The sequence below is a fragment of the Paenisporosarcina indica genome, assembly GCF_001939075.1.
GTDB classification, from domain to species: Bacteria; Bacillota; Bacilli; order Bacillales_A; family Planococcaceae; genus Paenisporosarcina; species Paenisporosarcina indica.
The window spans coordinates 653,259-673,544 of sequence record NZ_MPTA01000001.1 but is presented as its reverse complement, the minus strand read 5'-3'; the positions used below and the strand labels follow the sequence as shown (position 1 = coordinate 673,544).

Annotated in this window: 16 protein-coding genes; 2 read left to right on the top strand and 14 right to left on the bottom strand. The window is 36.2% G+C overall.

Annotation, left to right across the window (positions count from 1 at the left end):
- Nucleotides 1-35: 35 nt before the first annotated feature.
- The 5 genes from coaW to GY23_RS03160 all read right to left on the bottom strand — a co-directional run bounded on the left by coaW (nucleotide 36) and on the right by GY23_RS03160 (nucleotide 6,568).
- Entirely contained in the window at nucleotides 36-866 is an 831-nt protein-coding gene (gene coaW, locus GY23_RS03180; protein ID WP_075617751.1) for a type II pantothenate kinase, read from the bottom strand.
- 157 nt (nucleotides 867-1,023) lie between these two features.
- Nucleotides 1,024-1,476: an SRPBCC family protein gene (locus GY23_RS03175; protein WP_075617750.1), complete on the bottom strand. Its 453-nt coding sequence runs from the start codon at nucleotides 1,474-1,476 to the stop codon at nucleotides 1,024-1,026.
- A gap of 81 nt (nucleotides 1,477-1,557) precedes the next feature.
- The gene (locus GY23_RS03170) at nucleotides 1,558-2,481 is read right to left on the bottom strand and encodes a hypothetical protein (protein ID WP_075617749.1); all 924 of its coding nucleotides are present in this window, start codon (nucleotides 2,479-2,481) and stop codon (nucleotides 1,558-1,560) included.
- A 65-nt stretch (nucleotides 2,482-2,546) separates the two neighbouring features.
- Nucleotides 2,547-4,694 carry an ATP-dependent helicase gene (locus tag GY23_RS03165; RefSeq protein ID WP_075617748.1) on the bottom strand — a complete coding sequence of 716 codons (2,148 nt, stop codon included), beginning with the start codon at nucleotides 4,692-4,694 and terminating at the stop codon, nucleotides 2,547-2,549.
- A 428-nt stretch (nucleotides 4,695-5,122) separates the two neighbouring features.
- Nucleotides 5,123-6,568: a DEAD/DEAH box helicase gene (locus GY23_RS03160; RefSeq protein WP_075617747.1), complete on the bottom strand. Its 1,446-nt coding sequence runs from the start codon at nucleotides 6,566-6,568 to the stop codon at nucleotides 5,123-5,125.
- A gap of 209 nt (nucleotides 6,569-6,777) precedes the next feature.
- Between GY23_RS03160 and GY23_RS03155 the strand changes: the two genes are divergently transcribed.
- Nucleotides 6,778-7,002 (top strand): DUF2187 family protein, encoded by a 225-nt coding sequence (locus GY23_RS03155; RefSeq protein ID WP_075617746.1) that lies wholly within the window; start codon nucleotides 6,778-6,780, stop codon nucleotides 7,000-7,002.
- A gap of 95 nt (nucleotides 7,003-7,097) precedes the next feature.
- Here the strand turns inward: GY23_RS03155 and GY23_RS03150 are convergent, their stop codons facing one another.
- The 9 genes from GY23_RS03150 to GY23_RS03115 form a co-directional block, all read right to left on the bottom strand.
- Nucleotides 7,098-7,910 (bottom strand): sulfurtransferase, encoded by an 813-nt coding sequence (locus tag GY23_RS03150; RefSeq protein WP_075617745.1) that lies wholly within the window; start codon nucleotides 7,908-7,910, stop codon nucleotides 7,098-7,100.
- A gap of 6 nt (nucleotides 7,911-7,916) precedes the next feature.
- Entirely contained in the window at nucleotides 7,917-11,531 is a 3,615-nt protein-coding gene (locus GY23_RS03145) for a dynamin family protein (RefSeq protein WP_075617744.1), read from the bottom strand.
- 166 nt (nucleotides 11,532-11,697) lie between these two features.
- Nucleotides 11,698-11,874: a hypothetical protein gene (locus tag GY23_RS18165; protein WP_161487558.1), complete on the bottom strand. Its 177-nt coding sequence runs from the start codon at nucleotides 11,872-11,874 to the stop codon at nucleotides 11,698-11,700.
- Nucleotides 11,875-11,910: 36 nt separating this feature from the next.
- On the bottom strand, nucleotides 11,911-13,020 hold the full coding sequence (locus tag GY23_RS03140) for a GerAB/ArcD/ProY family transporter (protein ID WP_075617743.1): 1,110 nt from the start codon (nucleotides 13,018-13,020) through the stop codon (nucleotides 11,911-11,913).
- Between the two features lie 24 nt (nucleotides 13,021-13,044).
- Nucleotides 13,045-13,182, bottom strand: a complete 138-nt coding sequence (locus GY23_RS18655; protein ID WP_245827555.1) for a hypothetical protein — start codon at nucleotides 13,180-13,182, stop codon at nucleotides 13,045-13,047.
- A 101-nt stretch (nucleotides 13,183-13,283) separates the two neighbouring features.
- Nucleotides 13,284-14,471 (bottom strand): Ger(x)C family spore germination protein, encoded by a 1,188-nt coding sequence (locus GY23_RS03130; protein WP_075617742.1) that lies wholly within the window; start codon nucleotides 14,469-14,471, stop codon nucleotides 13,284-13,286.
- 22 nt (nucleotides 14,472-14,493) lie between these two features.
- Nucleotides 14,494-16,092 carry a spore germination protein gene (locus GY23_RS03125; protein ID WP_075617741.1) on the bottom strand — a complete coding sequence of 533 codons (1,599 nt, stop codon included), beginning with the start codon at nucleotides 16,090-16,092 and terminating at the stop codon, nucleotides 14,494-14,496.
- A gap of 274 nt (nucleotides 16,093-16,366) precedes the next feature.
- The gene (locus tag GY23_RS03120) at nucleotides 16,367-18,406 is read right to left on the bottom strand and encodes a Na+/H+ antiporter (RefSeq protein ID WP_075617740.1); all 2,040 of its coding nucleotides are present in this window, start codon (nucleotides 18,404-18,406) and stop codon (nucleotides 16,367-16,369) included.
- 839 nt (nucleotides 18,407-19,245) lie between these two features.
- Nucleotides 19,246-19,638: a cytochrome-c oxidase gene (locus GY23_RS03115; protein WP_075617739.1), complete on the bottom strand. Its 393-nt coding sequence runs from the start codon at nucleotides 19,636-19,638 to the stop codon at nucleotides 19,246-19,248.
- A gap of 298 nt (nucleotides 19,639-19,936) precedes the next feature.
- Here GY23_RS03115 and GY23_RS03110 point away from each other — a divergent pair, with 298 nt between their 5' ends.
- On the top strand, nucleotides 19,937-20,125 hold the full coding sequence (locus tag GY23_RS03110) for an aspartyl-phosphate phosphatase Spo0E family protein (RefSeq protein ID WP_342742381.1): 189 nt from the start codon (nucleotides 19,937-19,939) through the stop codon (nucleotides 20,123-20,125).
- Nucleotides 20,126-20,286 lie beyond the last annotated feature (161 nt).

The window sequence follows — 20,286 nt, the reverse complement described above, 5'->3', positions numbered from 1 at the left end:
ATGTATTTTTCAAACTTGCATGATTTTACTAAAAATTAATTCACATCATATTTACTTAATAAGGCACCAATAGCACCACTGTAGCCATTATCACTTAAAAATATAGGGGTTCGACTTTTACGTGACGTATAGTTGCCAATAACATTCTGAAGTGGTTCATTTCCGCTTAAAGTTGAACCAATATATACGATGTGCTCAACATTTTCGGCAACTGCACATTGAATACTTAATGTTGAAATCACTTCGCCGACTAAACCCTGGACCGTCGCTAATATATCCTCTTTCGAGCGTACCAAGTGTGGAGTCAGGCCGACATCACCAAAATTACTGGCAGTTAATCCTCCATCAATCGGTGTTTTATTGCCAAAATAAATATCACTAACTAACATATCAACTTCACTACGTCTACCATTTGCAGAATGTTGGACGATTTCATCAAACTGATGAATTCCAGTCATTAATGTGGACATCCCTAGTAAAGTACCACCACCGATCCCTGTTCCAGCAATTCGTTTATGCTGATTTGCGTTTAATAAATGAATCGAGGTTCCAGTTCCGATATTTGTAATAATTGCATCTGAAAAGTTATGACCATCTTTTTTTAATTGATAGTTAACGCCTGCCACCGTCGCATCAAACTCCACCAAATAATGTAGGTTTTCATGAGAACGTAAGAACATCTTTAATTGTTCGGCACGTCCTCCCGTTAATCCAATTTGGACGTCTTCTTTCATCGAAACAATCCAATCACTTACTTCTTGTAAATTCACAGATGGAAAATGAATTAATTTTAACTGTTGATCTTTCGTAAAATAAGCGATTTTTGTTAATGTGCCACCAACATCTATTCCAATTGCTTGAACCATATTTATTCTCCTTTAAATACACCAGAAAAGCATAAAATGCACTGCTAGTACAACTCAGTGGATTGTAGTATAAGCCAGTTAAGTCTGACCCACGTTAGAGTTTTTCATTCAGAAACACGTTTATAATAGCGAACACAACTTTGAAAAACTCATGTTATTAAAGTCGGTTTCTTTCAGCCACTTTCTTGACGTGTTCAACAAATTTCACGACCGTTTTTTCGCTGGCAAATAATAAAAACAAATGAACGAACCATTTTAATGCTTTATTCGATGTTGTGTATGTAAGACTGGTTTTGGAGTCAGAAACTGCTGTCAATTCGTACTTAGCTGTGATATCGAATAATTTTGCCAGTGAAAACGCTACTTTCATTTTTTTATGAGTGGGCGTATTTTCGTATTCAATCACGTGCACATCATAAGATTCAACACGATTTCCTTCACGATATTCTTGACGAAAAACACTTCCCACTACCTCGTCTGTAACGGTGACAGGTGTATTGTTAACAACGTTCGGCATTATTTGTTGCATTTTCTCTAAATCACCGTCTACGTATTGCCAAACCTCTTCAATGGGTGCATTTATCTCAATTGATTTTGTCCATTGTTTCATGCGGGTACTTCCTCTCATTCTTATTACATCAAGTGTAGTGAAAACCCTGCCTATTAACAACAACAATTTGTTTGACTTTCCCTATTTTCTGTAAACATGTACGGTGTGGCTACCCCACTCATCTTCAAGCTCTCTCATATGAACCATCTTCCAAGGATTGAAGAATGTTTGACCATTTTTATTAAAGAAATAATGTTTATCTACATGGATGCTTGCATGTATGATTCGTCCATTACTGTCTTTCCATATGAGAATGTCATGTGGAAAAACTGCATCTTTTGCTAGCGGCACTTCCTTATACCCAAGTCGCGTTATTCCGTTGAAAAACGTCACCGGATGCACCCATTCCCTTATAATCCAGTCGAGCGTAACCCCTGCTTCAATTGAAGCTACAACAAACAATGTGGAAGACAAACAATTTGCACCATGTTCATTCGGATAAGTATTGACGTATGAACTTGTGAAACTTTCCACTGGAACATATGGATCCCGTTCGCCAGGAGTATCATAATCAAGAGCGATGCGATTTAATAAATCTGATTTCAGTGATTTTGGAAGTTTACTCCAGACTTCTCTTTGTAAGGCTATGTAGCTTCGATGTTCTGAAATAAACTCATAGGGAGCTAGTAATGACTTTGCAGGTTCCCTTAAAATCCCTTCAAAATATCGTGATTCAAAAATAAGACCTCGACCAACCTGTTGCTGCACGATTAAGATTTCAGTCTTAATCGAATCATTGATAGATGGAAATATTCGATGTGGCAATACGACAACAGTAGTTATGTCAGTGTCTAGCGTCCAGTACGTATAGCTGCTTGAATATGAAATGTCTGCGTACTTGGGATGCCATAAGAATTCTTCTCTTGAAAAAATTAAACAATTAATGCCTAACTCTTTCACTAAATGCTGATCTTGTTCTCGAAAGAAAAACAAGTCTTTCTCCGGTATGAATGATTCTTCCCATTTCTCCAATTTGCCTTGACTTAAATTTATACGTTTACTCACCAAAACCACCAACTTCTATAGATTCCTTTATACGAATTCCGTTACAGTTTCAACGCATTTTATTTTCATTTTACGAATGGCTGGTTCTTTGCCAATAATCCTTTATCAACGACCATATTAACAGCTAATTCTTTCTGGACTTCACGAAACTTAAGGATTATTCGGTCATTATTTAAACTGATAATATGCCCTTCACCAAATGTCTTGTGTACAATGGCCAACCCAACTGAAAGTTCCTCAACCTGTTGAATCGTATTTGGGTTTGCTGGTTCCGTACTTTCTTTCACCTTAACTTCTTTGTTTAGCTTTTTCAATACAATATTTCTGACTTCACTGATAAAACGTGATTCACTTTTATCTTTTCCATCTTTCGATGCATATGTTAACAATTCCAGATGTTTTTTTGCCCGTGTCATCCCCACGTAAAACAATCTTCTCGCTTCTTCCAGTTTGTCTGTATCCTTCATATCTTCTTCCGATGGGATCGTTCCAGATAGACAATCAATCATATAAACAGTATTAAATTCCAACCCTTTGGCACTATGGAAAGTAGATAATGTTACTGCTCGTGGATCTTTGGTTTTTTTTGAACTTTGGGTTAGACTGTCTAATTCACTTAAACGCTTAGCGAATGATTCCATGCTTGTTAAGGACTCCGCTATTTGTTCCAACGTTCGCATTATATCAAGCAGCACATCGATATTGAAGCCAAATTTCTCAGCACGTTTATTCAACACTTGTTCATAACCGAGATCTTCCCTAATCATACGAATGACCATTTTTGGCCGTGCACCCGTAAACTGCTTGTAAATTTTTGAATATGCAAGAACGGATTGTATTTGATAATCTTTTAAATCAATATGTCGGGAGAGAAGTTCGAATACATCCCCTTCTTCTTGAATTCGTTCAAATTTTCGGATTTGGTCATTGGATAAATATAAATTAAATTTCCTAGCCACTCTTAGGAAAACATCTTTTCGCTTTAAATTAAAACTAAGTCGCATAAAATTCAATATATCTTCTACTACCCAGTGAGAAAAAAATCGTTGATCGACATCTTTCATATAAAAAGGAATACCTCGACGTTCTAGCTCACTAATATATAAAATGGCACTGGCATTATTGCGAAACAGGATAGCCGAAGACCCTGTGTCTTTAGTATTCAATAATTCATAAATGACATAACGCATTTGAGCTTGATCGTCAGGCAATTGTTTTAATATGATATCTTGTTGTTCTCCATTTTCAGTGAACATTTCCTTCTTATAACGTTTAGAGTTACGCTTAATAAATTGATTGGCGACCGACACAATATTGTGAGATGATCGATAGTTTTGCTCCATTTTATAGATTTTTGCGGTTGGATATGTGTCTTTAAAGTTCAATAAATATGCTGAATCAGCAGCACGCCATGAATAAATGGTTTGATCATCATCCGCTACCACACATAAATTCAGATGATTGGAAACCAATTGTTCTACTATCGCATGTTGCAATCGTGACGTATCCTGACTTTCATCCGTCAACACATAATCAAATGACTGTGAATAGGTAGAATAAATATGTCGGTCTGTTGACAATGCTTGAAAAGCATAGACAAGTAAATCATCAAAATCCAATAAAGTATGGTATGGATTTTTGGTTTTAATTGCTTCATACTGAATCGCTATTTTCACAGCTTCTTTATTTGGCTGCTTCATTTGTCCCCAGTCTGATTGTGGCACTCTATTATTTTTAATAAAACTAATGAAATGCAACATTTCTTGCAATTGGTCATCTGTACAATCCTCTTTTAAATTCCTTTTGTATAAATCCTTTAATATTAGGGATTTTGAAGGAACTTGAGGATTGTTATTGCCTTCTATTAATGTGAAAGCGATTCCTTGTGACTTTAAATAGCGTGAAGTAATTGAAAAAGCCAAGCTATGGATTGTTGAAAAATCAACATTTCCAAGACTTGGAAAGAAATGTTGATAACGTAATTTCATATCGTTTGCCGCTGCACGACTAAACGTAATCGCCTTAATCCTATTAGCTGGTATACCTTTTTCTTCAATTAAGTAGCCAATACGCATAATAAGAGTAGTTGTTTTCCCTGATCCAGGGCATGCCAATAACAGAAGCGGGCCATCTGAATGAAGCACCGCTCGTTGTTGAGTGTTATTCAGTCGGATATTATTTAGTTTTTCTTGTCTTTCAAAAAAATCCATCATTCTAAAAACTCCTTTTCACACCAAAAAAATCGTCATCTTCAAAAGACAACGATTTTTACATACCTATCAGTATAACAGATGTTTATTCGTGAGGTAATTTCTCATTTTGGTGTAATTAGCCGGAAGTTACGATTAAATCTCACAGTTGCGACAAACGAGGCGAAAGTTGCGACCAAATCTCCAAGAGTTGCGACAATTGACATTTTTGTGGATTTCAATCTTATTCCTCATGTGGCATGCATAGACAAAAATGCACTCTCTCGCTTTATTATCAGCAAACTTCCTTAACTTATCCAACTGTTGTTATCCTACATTTGCCCTGGCCGCATGTTCCGTGAGCCTACTTTAACAAGGTCTTAAATAAAGCCATCCCACATGTTAATGCAGAATGGCTAAAAGAAATTTAAAAATTAGTTTACATAATAATATTATTTATGTGCTACGTGAACTTTTAACAGCTTACCTTTAACAGTTGTATTTCTCATTTGTTTTAAGACAAGTTGCCCTTTTCCGTTTAAGATTTCAACGTACGATACATTTTCCTGAATTGTAATTATCCCAATATCTTCAGCAGAGATCCCATCAAGTTTGGCAATCGTTCCCACAAAATCAACTGCACGGATTTTTTTCTTTTTACCGCCATTGAAATACAGTTTTGTAATATCTTCATTTAACTGTTCTTTTTTATCGACTTTTATTTCTGGTTGTTGTTTCATTTTTTCTTTAAAAGCAGTCCGTGCTTTTACCACTTGCTCTTTTGATGGTGCATCTTTTTGCGGAATATTAAAACCGATATACTTCTCAACTGACGCAAGGAACTTATCTTCGTATGGTGTAACAAGCGTTATTGCTTTTCCGACTGCTCCTGCTCTTCCCGTTCTACCTGTACGATGAACATAACTTTCATTTTCCATCGGCATGTCGTAATTGATTACATGCGTGATTCGATCAATATCGATTCCTCTTGCAGCAACATCCGTTGCAATTAGATAACGGAAATCTCCACGTTTAAAATCATTCATTACGTCAAAACGTTCATTTTGTTCCATCCCACCATGTATTTTATCTACTGTATATCCTTCTTCATCAAGTTGATCGACTAGTTGATCGACATTGTCTTTCGTTCGACAGAATATAATACAACTGTCTGGATTTTCAACAACTGTAATATCTTTTAGCAGACTAAATTTCAATTCTTGTCTTACCACATAAACTGAGTGGTCGATATGTTGATTAACGAGATCTGTTTTCTCAATTTCTATGTCCAAAGGATTGTCCATGTATTTATGGCACAACTTTTCGACATCTTTCGGAAGTGTTGCTGAAAATAACATTGTTAATCGTTTTTTCGGTAATTGTTTAATGATTGATTCCACCAGTTCAATAAAACCCATACTTAACATTTCATCGGCTTCATCAATAACTAATATTTCGACTTTACTCAAATCCAATGTATGTCGCTCGATATGATCCATCACGCGTCCAGGTGTACCTACAACTACATGGGATTTTTGTTTCAACTCAGCACTTTGGTAAGCGAAAGGTTGTTTCCCATAAATTGCCGTAGCTTTAATTCGCTTAAAACGTCCGAAACTCATGATGTCTTGTGAAACTTGCATGGCTAATTCTCGTGTTGGTGTTAATACTAACGCTTGTGGTTTGTTTTCATCCCAATCCACCATTTCACAAATCGGAATACCGAAAGCAGCAGTTTTTCCGCTTCCTGTTTGGGACTTCACTGAAATGTCTCTTTTACTTAGTGCTGCTGGAATAACTTTTGTTTGGACTTCTGTCGGCGAAGTAAATCCTAAACCTTCCAGTGCTCGTTCAATGTTCTCTGAAATACCAAGATCTTTAAATTGTGTGTTTGTCATTACGTTCTCCTTTGATGTAAGAGTTTTCATTATCTCTTCTGTCCATTTAGTATACCAATTAATCGGGAGTGATAGCTTATAACAGAAAACTATGTTATAATCAAAGAATATTAACTTCATAATACGACAAAATTTTCATCAGAATTATTTGAGCTCAACTGAGCATATATTTCAAATTGAAATCAGTGTTATAGAAATGGGGAATTCAAATGACGTTTCAAAAACATGAAAAAGTAGTATCGGAATTTGTTCAAGCACGTAGAATTCGCGAAAAAATTACATTCGTACGTCGTGATGTAGAAGTTGAAGGTGAAATTTTTAAAATCCTTGATAATTCATGTATCGTTGAAATTTCTCAAGAAGATGCCAAAAAAATTGGGGCAGCTTCTAACCTAACTGTTGTTTCACATAAAAATTATAAAGTATTTTCATAATGGCTTAAAAGAAGAGGTCCTCGCCTCTTCTTTTTTTTGTTCATTTTTCCACAAAAAAGCGAGTACCCGACTGAAATTGAGGCTCTCGCTTTTAATCACTTTTCTATTGGATGTTCAGTAATCCAATCACTATAACTCCCTACGTACAATTTAACTCTCTGGTATCCTACTTCTTTTAACATCGCATAAAGAGGGGCAGCTGTTACCCCGCTCCCGCAATAAACCGTAATTTCTTCCTCTTTACTTACCACTGTTTGCAATAAATCTTGTACTTCAGAACTCGATTTGAACGTTGATTCGTTTTTTAGTTGTTCCCAATCAAAATTTCGTGCCGTTGGGATATGGCCCGCAATGGAATCAATGGGTTCGTTTATTCCTTCGTATCTTTCTGCTGACCTTGCATCAAGGAGAACACCTCTAGCGACACCTTCAGATATCAATTTTACAGACTGACGATCTGACAAAATCTCTACATTCCAATCCAACGTCAGTTTTGACCTGTTAACTGTTGGTTTTACTGTAGATATGTTGTATCCGAGCTCTTTTAGCTGGTTGTAGCCTTCTTTGAGAATAGATACGTCTGGAAAACCAGCGTACTTAAATAACCAATAGGCACGGGGAGCAAACGGCATTCCCCCTTGATCGTAAATAACAATGTGGTCGGTATATAGAAAACCATTTGATTCAAATAACTCTTTTAACTGTTCTTTTGAAGGGAGAGGATGTCTGCCTTCAAAACGATTCATATCCGATAAATCCCGCTCCAAATCCAGATAAACCGCATTTTCTATGTGACCATTATCGTACATGGTTTGACCTGCTGTGCTGTCTTGTAATGAAAATCTTGTATCAACAAATCGTACGTTTTCGTGATCAACCTGCGTTTCTGCGATCCATACGTTGCTCACCGTGATTCACACTCCCCATGATAATTCTGTATAAATGGATTTCCATTGTTTTAATCGGTTTTCTTCTTGAAGTAGTGTTCGTTCCGAGTCGATTTGCTCTAACGCTTGATGAAGCAAATGTTGTCGCAATCCTTCAGCTTCCAGATCCACGATTTGTTCTGCCCATTCTTGTATTCGTCTTTTTTGACTATTTAAATAGTGTTCCGCATCGGGTTTCGTTGCATTTTGTAGAGCATCACGAAGTTTTTCTTTTTCGTTTTTCTCAAAAAAGGCTTTGTTATTTTTATAATGTGATTTCACATGTTGATAAGTCTCACTATCTTTAAATGGACCTTCAAATTCAAGGATTGTTGGTTCAGTGATTTCATACGGAAGTAAAGAAAAACCACCATTCAGTTCTTTAAGTGCATACACTTCTTCTTGTTGTCGTTCAGTTATTTTTTTCGAAATCCAGTGCACCAACCGGAAGTTCGTCACGCGCATTTCTTGTTCAAAATCAAAACTTAACATTGCAAGCGTTTCTTTCAATGCATATTGGAGTGCTTCAACTGACGGTTTATTCGAAAAAACTGAAGGGTTATACGATTCTTTGAAAAAGTCTGGATATCGGTAATACACCCGTTGCAGGACATAATGCAATAACTCCTCAAGTTCTTGGAAAACATCTTTTGTGATGACGGCTGCTGCTGATGTACCATATCTTTTGCGTAATGTCTGTTCTAGCATATTCAATTCTTGAAGTCGTTCTTCTTTTCTTACTAAGTTCAATTCGGTTTGTTCAATCAAAGTCGCTAAACGGCCAACCGTTTTTTCAGTTTCCTCAGCCAAGGCTTGAACAGCCAGAGCTTTTAAGTCTTCTGATAAAAACTGATGAAAAGACTGTTCAAAGTCTGCCATTCCAGAACGTAAATCTATTGAAGTCACTTTCTCCTCTAACGCTTGAAGACTTGAAACACCATGAACTCTAGGGAAACGAATTCCAAAACGCTGTAATTCGTCTGTTACATAGTTTTTCACTTCATTTGCTTCTTTCTCATTCGAGGCAAGATCGATGGCATTAACGACGAAAAACATTTTATCTAATTCAAATGCATCTTTTACACGACCTAGCTGAATTAAAAACTCACGATCAGCATGAGCAAATGCATGATTATAGTAGGTAATAAACAATATGGCATCAGCATTGCGAATGTAATCAAAGGCCACACCTGTATGACGAGCATTAATCGAGTCAGCTCCTGGCGTGTCTACTAAGGTGACGCCCATACGAGTTAGTTCGCAGTCGTAATAAAAGTCAATGGTATCTACAAAACAACTCTTATTTTCTTGAGCAACAAACAACTCAAATTCTGGACGATCTACTCGAATAGTCGTACCCAATTGCTCTTTGAAAGTGGAATAACCAGCAGAAAATGCTCGGATAAAGGCTTTGTGAACATGTAGTCCTTCATCTTCTAGTTTTACCTGTTCAATTTCCCGACTTTTTTCAAATGCTTGTTGGAGAGTTAAAACAGACATTCCCATTTCTTTAAAAGATAGTTGAACATCATGTAATAATTGGTCTGCTGTTTTTAATTTCACATCAGCAGTTGCATGCGGATGATGTTCCGATACAGGACGGATTTTATTGATCGCAGCTGTAGTGGGATTTGGTGAAACTGGTAATACATTAGCTCCCATCAATGCATTTGAAAAAGATGATTTCCCTGCACTAAATGCACCAAAAAGTGCAATCGTAAAGTCTTGTTTCGTTAACCGGTCCGCTTTTTTCTTAAGATAACTAGAAACCTCTTCGAACCCATTAATAGATGAAATGACTGATGACACTTTTCTAGCACTGTTTATTGTTTGTTCTATCGAGTATTGATTAGTCGTTTCTTCAAAAGTCATATTTTCTTCCATTATGACTTCAGTTGGCTCTTTTTGTAACATTGACTCATCATATGGTTGAATATTTTGGGATGCCAAACTATGTTCTTGCAACCAATTTTCTTTTATTTGAATGGCTAATTTAATTTTCTTTGTTGAAGGATTTTTTTGTTCTTCAATATATGTCTTAAGTTTAAATTCCATCTCTTCAATGGTATTGATAGCTAATACCTTCTCTTGATATTCAAGTGACTTTGCATCAGCTAACACAGTTTCGTCATCCGGTAGATTATCAATTTCAATGGCTTTTTCGTTTTTCCAGGCTTCTGTTTCACGAATAAACCATCTGCGTGTAGCATCCGCTACCCCATTCGCAAAGTTCAATACCGAATCTGCCGTTAGTAATGCACTTTTTTGAATTTGGTCGTCAATAACATTCTGAGTTGGTTCGAAAATAAGTTCATCAATCGCCATTGATTCAGTGTCCGTTAATAAACCTACATCTTTTAAAGATTGCTTCATCAGTGTTTTTAGATGTGTAACTATCTGTGATTGCACCACTGAGCTATATTGTTTCATGACATTTCCTGCTCGAATCGACCGCTCTTGCTCCGTCTTTTTTCCACTGAATAGAAGACCCACTTTAAAATCTTCCTGTTTCGATTCTAAATACAACTTCAATGTATCCCTTAACTCATATGGCATTAATGTCGCGTTTTCTAATAGAGTTTTTCTACTTTGATCAAACGAATCTATCCATGATGTTGAGGACAGTAATGATGATTGTTTAGAATAACGAGTCGCTACTAAACGAATATCATCCTTTGATTGCCATTCTGTTTCAGACAATACCTGTGAAAACGTCTGAAGGCATTCTTCTTTTTCATCTTCTAAATAAGATAAATGCTCATCATGGAGCTTTTTCATTGTGCGTTCCGCTGAGTTCAATAACTGCTGTTGCCAATCTTTCATGCTATCCATCACAATATTTTGAACATCCGAGAAATCATTATGGGCATGGGTAGGTTCTTTTAGTGTTGTAAAGTAAATGCCTTTCGGGTCTACCCCCCAAGCATTAAAAGATTCGTAAACAGATTGTTTAAATGCTTCAAAAGATAATTCATTGTCACGATGTTTATCAATTTGATTAACAATTAAATAGACATTGTCATTGTACTTTAATAGTTGTTTCGTAAAACCAAAATTCATTTCGGATTGGACATGGTTATAATCCATCACGTAAAAGACAATGTCTGCTAAGTGAAGTGCAGATTCAGTCGACATTCGATGAGCATCATCTGTCGAATCCACTCCTGGTGTATCCATTACGGTGATTCCTTCAGGTAATACAGAAGTCTCGTGGCCGATTTCTATTTGGGATACTATTTCACCATCTTTACAAAAGGCTTTTACTGTTTCGAAGTTGTAATCACCCGAAAACTTTACTGGTTTTTGGCCATGCATGTAAACAATCGCATAGTCTTCTGTTGCTTTATGTATTTTCACGATATTGGCACTCGTTGGGATTGGACTAGATGGTAGAAGTTGTTCACCTGTCAATGCATTAATCATACTGGACTTTCCTGCCGAGAAATGACCTGCAAATCCGATTGTGAATTCACGATTTATTAGCTTTTGAGCAAATAGAGATGTTTTATTTAAACGTTCAACATCATTCGATTCTTTAAATAATGTAAAAGCAAGAGCTGTTTGCTCCAATGATTGATTTAATTTTTCGTTAAATGATTGCATACGTGCGAAAACTCCTTTATTTAAAACTATTCCTATCATATCATGTTTGAAACTGTCATATCATACCGCTTTTGTATTACCTTAATTCATTTTGGAACAACAGAAGCAATATTTAGAACTAAATAAAACCCATTCCACAAAATCTTGCATAGTAGAATGGGTTTGTTTACATATTTAATTCATTAATAATAACACTCCAAGCATCTTGTTTCGCATCTGTAGCCAAACCAGAAGGAACAATTATTATGCTGATCCTATTGTGAATAATATGACGCGCACGATAATCTGGTACGAATTTATTTTTATCCACTTGACGCATCCATACCCATACCTTCGATCCCATGCGGCTCTATTATTTTTTTTATCGGTTTATTATACATTATTCATTTCGGCCTTTATTAAAAATTTTTCTTATATGATAAGCGACTACCAACATGAGAGGAACAAAAAGTCCAATTAACAACGAGATAGAGATACCTGTTGTAGTATCCCATTCCCGGTGGAAAACGAGACTGGGGTACAAAATGAGTGAAAGTGCTACGGCGATCATTCCCAGTGGGAGCGTTAATGGGCGATAATCCTTTAAATTCAAGATTTGTGCAAGCCCCAAAACTGAGACGTAAAAATAAAGGGTCGCCTTGAAATAAAGCGAAATAATCCAAAGTGCAGCCATTAGACCCTCAATCCGTTGAATAAAATCCGCAATGTTAATATTTTTCGCCAACTCGTAGCCAGGATAAATCTCACTCGCAGTTCTGTCAGGACCCAATACCGTTATGCAAAGTAATGTAAGAACAATGATGATGATTCCACCTATTAAATTCCCTATTATAAAAGAAGTTTTAGCTTGTTTAGATTTGTCAATAAATGCAGGATAGATCATTAATAAAACTACAGCATTAATTGTAGATATGGCTACATAAAAGAAAGATGAAGTGAAAATCGCTTTTGTATCTACCTCGAATACTGGTTGTATATTTTCAAACTTTACCTCCGGTGCAACAAAAATCACTAGAAAGATAAAAAGAATAAAGAAAACAAGAATTAGAATTTCAGCAGATCGAGCAATTGTCTCTAACCCCTGTCGGACTCCCATTATGATAATCATGACCATAAGAATATTAAGTGCTGCCATTGGGGTATTCGGCATCGCATGGATGTTCAGGAATGTTCCGGATTGATATAAAAGATCGGCCGTATAGAGAAAAGACATGAGAATAAACAAAATAGAGACGGCTATCCCTATCCATTTCCCTAGCAGCTTTTCAATGATTTGAACATATGTGAGATTTGGAAACCATTGTGCAATTGTGCAAAATAGCCATACAATTAATAATCCAATTGCAGTACCAATAATTGCTGATATCCATGCGTCTTGTTTCACTTGTGCGGCTAAATTTGATGGGATAACTAAAATGCTAGTACCGATTGTGAAAAAAATGACTAAAACTAGAAATTGGTACGCATTTATTTTGACATCCTTCATCATAGCCATTTCACCTCATTAGCTCTATTAATTTTGAAAACGAGACAATATATCATCGATTGGTTTAAAAATAAATGTAAGGAATTCGAGCGGATTTGGAATAGATTTTCCAAAAGCAAGAGCAATACATAGTACGATTCCAACAGCCAGAATAATGGAGAACACAAGCAATTCTTTTTTTGTTTTTTCTTCAAAAGGGGTGGAACTTCAATCCATAGAATGACAGCAGCAATAAGGAGTATTCCTAAACTTTTTAGCATGATTATTTAGTCCTTCATCTTTTCAAGAAAGGAATTGTCTAATGTACCCATTCGTTGAAGTTTGACATCTATTTTAATATTCACATTCAAGTCAGAAAATTTTTCATCCCATTGGTCTTTGATCTTTTTCCACTCACGTGGATTCGAACGATGTATAGCATTACCAAAACCGAAAATGTCCGTCTTGTATTTTTTTTGTGCTGTTTCAATGGTCTGATTAATGTTTTTTCGTAATTCATCTTCATAAATTTTAGCTAATTCATCAATCGATTCTTGTTTTGTCAGATCAATGTGACATTGTACTTCACCGACATTTCCATTCACCTTAATCTCAATATCCACTTCGGGGTTTCCATTATTGATTTTCCCTTTTACATTCGTTTTAAATTTAATTACCTCTATAGTGGCTTTCCCTCCATTTGGACAGGATATAGGTCCTACTGTTGTTTTTACCGAATCTGTGATGCCATTGTACCCCCTGCTTTCACTTTCAGTTAGCCATCCCACCAGTTTATCTTTTTTAAAAATCGCCAAATGATCGTATTGTATTCGAGCAGCAGGAGTAATCGATTCCGCGTTCTGTTTGCTTGATCCAATTTCTTGATCCCCGGTTATAAAAATACCTGTCAATACAGCTTCTTTACCATCACTCACTAAATCTGTTATCAGCTCATTCAATGATATTCCATTTGTTGCAGACCAGGCACCTTCCGAGGTTTTAAGCGTGTTAAACATTTTATTGGCTGGTATGTTTTCTAGCGTCGTACTTACATTGAGAATTTCTGCCGCCGTCACACCCCTTGCAACGGCAACAAAGAAATCAGATCGAATTTCCCAATCCCTTGACAGTAATTCCAGGGACTCGCTAATCCCTTCTCGAGCAAGTTCTTCACCAAGAACGAGCATCTGAAGGTGACCCGGGTATATTTTACGCGGGGAATCAACTGTCATTTTACGTAAGGCTTCATAAACTGTTTCTCCCTTAGCCTGAAATAGAGTTACTGTTGAACGACCAGTACCTGTCTTCATTGATACTTCAGAAGGTACAACCACTTGGACCGTTAACTGGTATTCATCTTCGACTTTATCGATTGCCATAGCCAGTGTAATGGATATCTCATTTAATTCCCTTCGATCCCAACATCCAGTTAGTAATAAGCAGAGTATTAGGAGAACAAACGTGCATCTTTTCATCGTTTAAACCCCTTTATACTCATTATTTTTTTGGTGCTTCCGGTTTAGCCGATTCCGAATTCTGTTGCCTAACTTCATTTTGTTGATTGATTAGACGAGGTCGAGAGAACATTTTCCATTCAGGTAAACGGATAAACGTATCCTTTTGATCAGAAATATTAAAAGGTGCGAGTGGAGACATATAAGGTACACCAAAAGAACGCAAACTACATAAATGCAGAATAAGTGCAATTAAACCAATCGTAATCCCATATAGTCCAAACGAAGCAGCTATGGCCATAAATCCAAAACGCAACATCCTTACCGCAATTGCAATGTCGTATGTAGGTGAAACGAAACTTGAAATGGCAGTTATGGACACAACGATAACCATAGCAGCTGAAATGATACCCGCTTCCACAGCTGCCGTCCCAACTACAAATGCTCCCACAATTGACATAGCTGAACCAATGGATCTAGGCATCCTTATACCAGCCTCACGTAGAATCTCAAACGTGATTTCCATTATGACAGCTTCAAAGAAAGCTGGAAATGGAGCTCCTTCTCGTTGGGCTGCTAGACTAATTAGGAGTGCTGGTGGGAGCATTGCTTGATGGTAAGTAGTGATTGCAACAAATAATGCTGGTGCAAGCAAAGCAATCGCAAATGAAAAAAATCGCAATAGTCGAACAAGACTTGCAATATCAGCACGTTGGTAGTAATCCTCGGATGATTGAAAGAACTGAATAAATAGTGCAGGTACGACTAACACAAAGGGTGTGCCATCGACTAATATCGCGATGCGACCTTCCAATAATGCTGCAGCGACGATATCCGGACGTTCCGAATTGTAAACTGTTGGAAAAGGAGAAAATGGCGCATCTTGAATCAATTCTTCGATATTTCCACTTTCTAGTATTCCGTCAATGGTTATATTATCCAGACGCAGATTTACTTCCTTAACGATTTTGTCATTTGCAATTCCATTAATATACATTACAGCGACGTTTGTTTTCGTGCGTTCACCTATCACTTTTGATTCTAGCCATAGATTGGGGTCTTTGATTTTTCGTCTTATTAAAGCCGTATTAACACGCACATTTTCAGAGAAACCTTCTCGCGGGCCCCTTACTACCGTTTGAGACGAAGGTTCAGTTACCCCACGCTCTACCCAATGCTTATTGGAAATCATTAAACTTTGGTCATACCCATCGATCAGAATAATCGTATCCCCTGATAAGAGACCTGTTAATAACAAATCAAAATCAGTCATTTCCTTAATTTCTCCTACAGTCATCGCATAATCTTTTAAAATGGTAATTAGATTTTTGTCTGGATTTATTTTTCTCTGAATTTCAACCATTTTAGTATCAATCATCAAGGTTTCTAAAATAAAGTTTTGTAATGAGGGTGTATCGGTTAATCCATCAGTATAGATAATTCCCGCACTTATTGAACCTTCTTTGCCGATTCTAATTTCACGAAAAATAATATCCGAGCTTTTACCAAGTAAACTTTTTATTTTATGGATATTTTCTTGGAGGTTTGTTGTTAATACGTTTTTAGGGTTATGCTCGTTTGTTTGAACCGAGGAAGAGGATTTTATTGTTTCTTTGTTTTCTTTCTTATTAAAAAAACCCATAGTCTCCTCCTTAACTGTTTCAATTGAATATGAGATAACAACAAGTCAAATAATTCGGGAATAATATGATGGTTATTTATTCCACTAGATAATAGGTATCATTAACTTTTTTTCGTGACTTTATACATTTGAAATCCTCTTCAGATTCCTAAAAGGAAAACCTGATTTAAAGAATTTGACATTGTGCAAATGAATTAATGCATATAAAAAAAGCCCAAACCACAACGATTATTTAAACTCGTTGTAAATCAGGCTACTGTGTAATACCTATTTTTTATTGATGTAGACTACTTTCTTCCATCCAGTAGGCTTCCCTTATATTTATATGCTTGCGCAATTTTCGTGTAAGATCCATTGAAATGAACCCTTGCTCATACAAATTCTGAACTTCATCACGTTCTGCTTGAAATGCTTTATTTTGAAGTTCACGTTCCACATGGGTAAATACCTTGGATACTGTTATTTTCTTCGTACGTTTCATTTTTGAAATCAGTTTGGAATAATCTCCAATAACAAGTAAAGAAACATCCTCGTTTTCCTTCGTCAATTCTTCTTTCACTACCCTAATAGCCAGCTCTGCCATTTCTAATTTTAAGCGTAGAAGTTTTTTATTGATAGTACTTCGATTGTTGCGTCGTTCTTGTTTGTTGGGCATAAATAGTAGAGCTAGAAGATATACACTACGATTGAAAATCTTCCATATCATTAAACTCCGATATTTCATTTGATTCGTAACAGCCGATCTCATTCGATGAATATGTCCTTCTAAAAGATAAACCAGTTCTCTGTCTATTTTTCCTTCCTTCTTCAATTTCGTTATATAATCTGACTCAGCATCTAGTGCCTTCATTCGGATCTCGGTTTCATTCTGTTTTGAATTTTTCATATTCTCTTCATTACCTATATATTTAAGGTTATTACGGGTTTGGTTATAGGATGATATAACAGCTAATGCAGCTACTTGATTTTCCTCATTCATAAGTTCTCTCACTGATTTAATTGCAGCATCATAGGAACGAATCATTGCAATCCTTTCAAGTTCCACCTTTTTCTCTTCCATCTTGCCTTTTTCCGTTTTCGCTAGTATTGGTAATAATATACTTGCTGCCAATAGCGTAACTAGAATAACGCCAGCTGCAATAAAAATGATTAATGAACGTTCCGGAAATGGGCTCCCATCAGCAATAACATAAGGAATGGAAAATGCTCCGGCTAAAGTAACTGCTCCTCTTACACCGGATATTGTTGTTATTCCAATCGGTCTAATACCAGGCTTTTTGACTTGGTACTTCTTCAGCATCCAACTTGCAGACCAAGATACATAAATCCACAAGAAACGAAGAAATAGTAGTGATGTCGTAATGATCAGAATGTACCAAATCACCACAAAGTTATTGAATGTCGGATCTTCGAAAATTTCTCTTGCTACACTTGGTATTTGTAACCCTAATAGAACAAAAACTAAGCCATTCAATATATAAATTATAACTGTCCATGTACTTTTCGAAACAATCTGCAATTGGAGGACAGGTGATTCTTCCCGATCACGCTCAATTGCATGGACAATACCAGCTGCTACAACAGATAAAATCCCAGACAGATGAAAATGTTCAATCGCCAAGAAAATGACAAACGGTGTAAGAATTTGAATAATCATATGGACAGTTACATCTTCCATCCCAAGTTTTCGAATAAAGATTCTTAATCGGATGATTAAAAATGCTAGAATTGCACCTCCTGCAAAACCACCAATGGCAATAACCAAAAAGCTCCAACTCGCTTCTGTAAATGAAAACATTCCAGTCACAGTTGCTGCAATAGCAAATTTAAACGCAACTAAACCTGATGCATCGTTCATCAATCCTTCCCCTTCAAGAAGATGCATGATATCTTTTGGCATCTTCACCCGACTTGAGATCGCTCCTACGGCTACAACATCTGTAGGCGATAATATCGCTGCTAGTGCGAATGCCGCAGGTAGAGGGATGGAGGGAATTAACCAGTGAATCAAATACCCGATTGCAAACACGGTAACAAACACTAATCCGAGAGCAAGTAATAATATTGGGCGACGTAATTTCCACAATGCCGCCCTTGGTACATTTTTTCCATCATGAAATAATAAAGGGGCAATAAATAAAACAAAAAATAGTTCAGGCTCCAGCTGAATATGTATACCTAGTGGCATTAAGGCGAGCAAAGCACCAAGTGAGATCTGTATAATTGGCACCGGAATAAATGGTGTGAAATGATTTAAGATATTTGAAAGACCAATTATTGCTATTAATAATAATATAATTAGAAAAAATTCCATTCATTTGTTTCCCCTTTTCAACAATTATTGCGATTGATTTATATGTTGTAATCTTTCCACAAAGGTTGCAAATCATATATATTTATTATAGCGAAATTCTGCCAAATCCGTTAGTTAGGTTCAGTGTCACCTTTTGGACTTTCAACACAAATGAATTTATATAGTCGCTCCTCCAATAAGAAAAATTGAGCAAAGCGTCCGATTTTTTTATTTTGTTGGCAGCGATTAATGAATTAGGAAGGGTTGCTGGTCGCCATGGGCGGGTGTGCATCCGTCGGTTCGATATATCCTACAAATAAGCAATCTTTTTTATTCGGGTAACGAAAGAATAGATGCCCACTTAATTAGGGCAATCGATCGAAGATGAAATTTCGACCTCCCACTGCTTCCTTATTTTAATTTGTACCATCTGTTAATAGTCACTTTAGTATTTTCTTTATCGATTTCATAATCCACTCGCACTTATGGATAAAAACGTAAAAATAGCATTCAATTAAAGAAATTCAAAAGCAGCCGAAATTTCATCTTCGGCTGCTCAGCTTATTGAAGTTAGTGTCGATTCTATAGTAACCCAAAAGTAAAAACAATTTGCACGAAGTTACGTCGATGGAAACAGGAGCAAAGCAGGATTACTTAAAAATCGGAGAGGGAGCACGTGACGAAGTCACTTCGCTCCTCTTTGTCATTCATTAGGTAACGTGCGGTGGTAGGAGAAGTTTTGAACACAAGATTCTGTGTAGTCTAACATTTTATACTTTCTATATTTCAAAAAAATCTGTTATTCAATGAAGAATAACAGACCAAGAATTAATGATGATACTTCAGTTGAAGCGCTATATTCAATCTGATTCTTCCACCACTACCGGTACTCGTACATTCATTAAAACATTGTAAGCAAATAGAATAACGCTTAGCACAACTAATGTTGCACCGATTGAAATGAAAATTGTTGCTTGTTCTGCACCACTAACTAATAATGTTGCTAAGCCCCCCATCATCAGTGGAAGTCCAATATTTGCCCCCCAAAAATGTACCTTCGCGAGCACATGATTTCCCGCTTTTGGAAATAAAAAATAAATAATTCCAGCTAATGCGAATGAAGCCCAGCCAAGTAAATTAATGTGTACATGAACACCAGTTAACGTGTAATCATGTTGCATTGACATATACATTCCTAAAATTACGCCAACAGTAAAATAAACGACGGAAACTTTAATGAATTTGATTGCCACTCCTTCATCTCCCCTTTCTCGTTAAACATAAATCATGTTTATTCATTGTATTTGGCGAAAGGTGAGAGTATTCGAAAGAGCAATATATTTTGTTACTTATATTTAGTTCAATTTCTCACAATGGGCTTATTAACCAAACAAAAGTCAACTACTTTGTACATTTGTTCCAGCTGAATGTGTCAAAAAAATGAACTTTACTTTTCGGTCAAGGTTCGACATTTAATACATAATCCATGTTATACGATAAACCCGTCGCTTAAAACCTACTTATTGTCGAATTGGCATCAAAAAAAATCTAATGGAGGGAAACTTACTAATGAGAGTGCTAGAAAATAATATAAAATTATTAGGACAAATACATGTTAAGAAGAGAGATATGTATAAGAAAGCAAAATATTTTGGATATACCCATCCATGCGTCATCACTTGCAGTCAAGAGTTAGATACGTTACTAAACAAATACCAAAAATTTCAGGTCCATCAGTAATTAAAATAATCATTTGCTTAAACTGATTTCCGAAATTAGGCGGCATGTTTACTATTTGTATTCAGCGTGAAACTTATTATTTAAATGGATCGTTAATTATCTTAATTTTTCGACATTCTTCAATTAATTTCTACTTCTAGTTAATAAAAATATAAAGATTG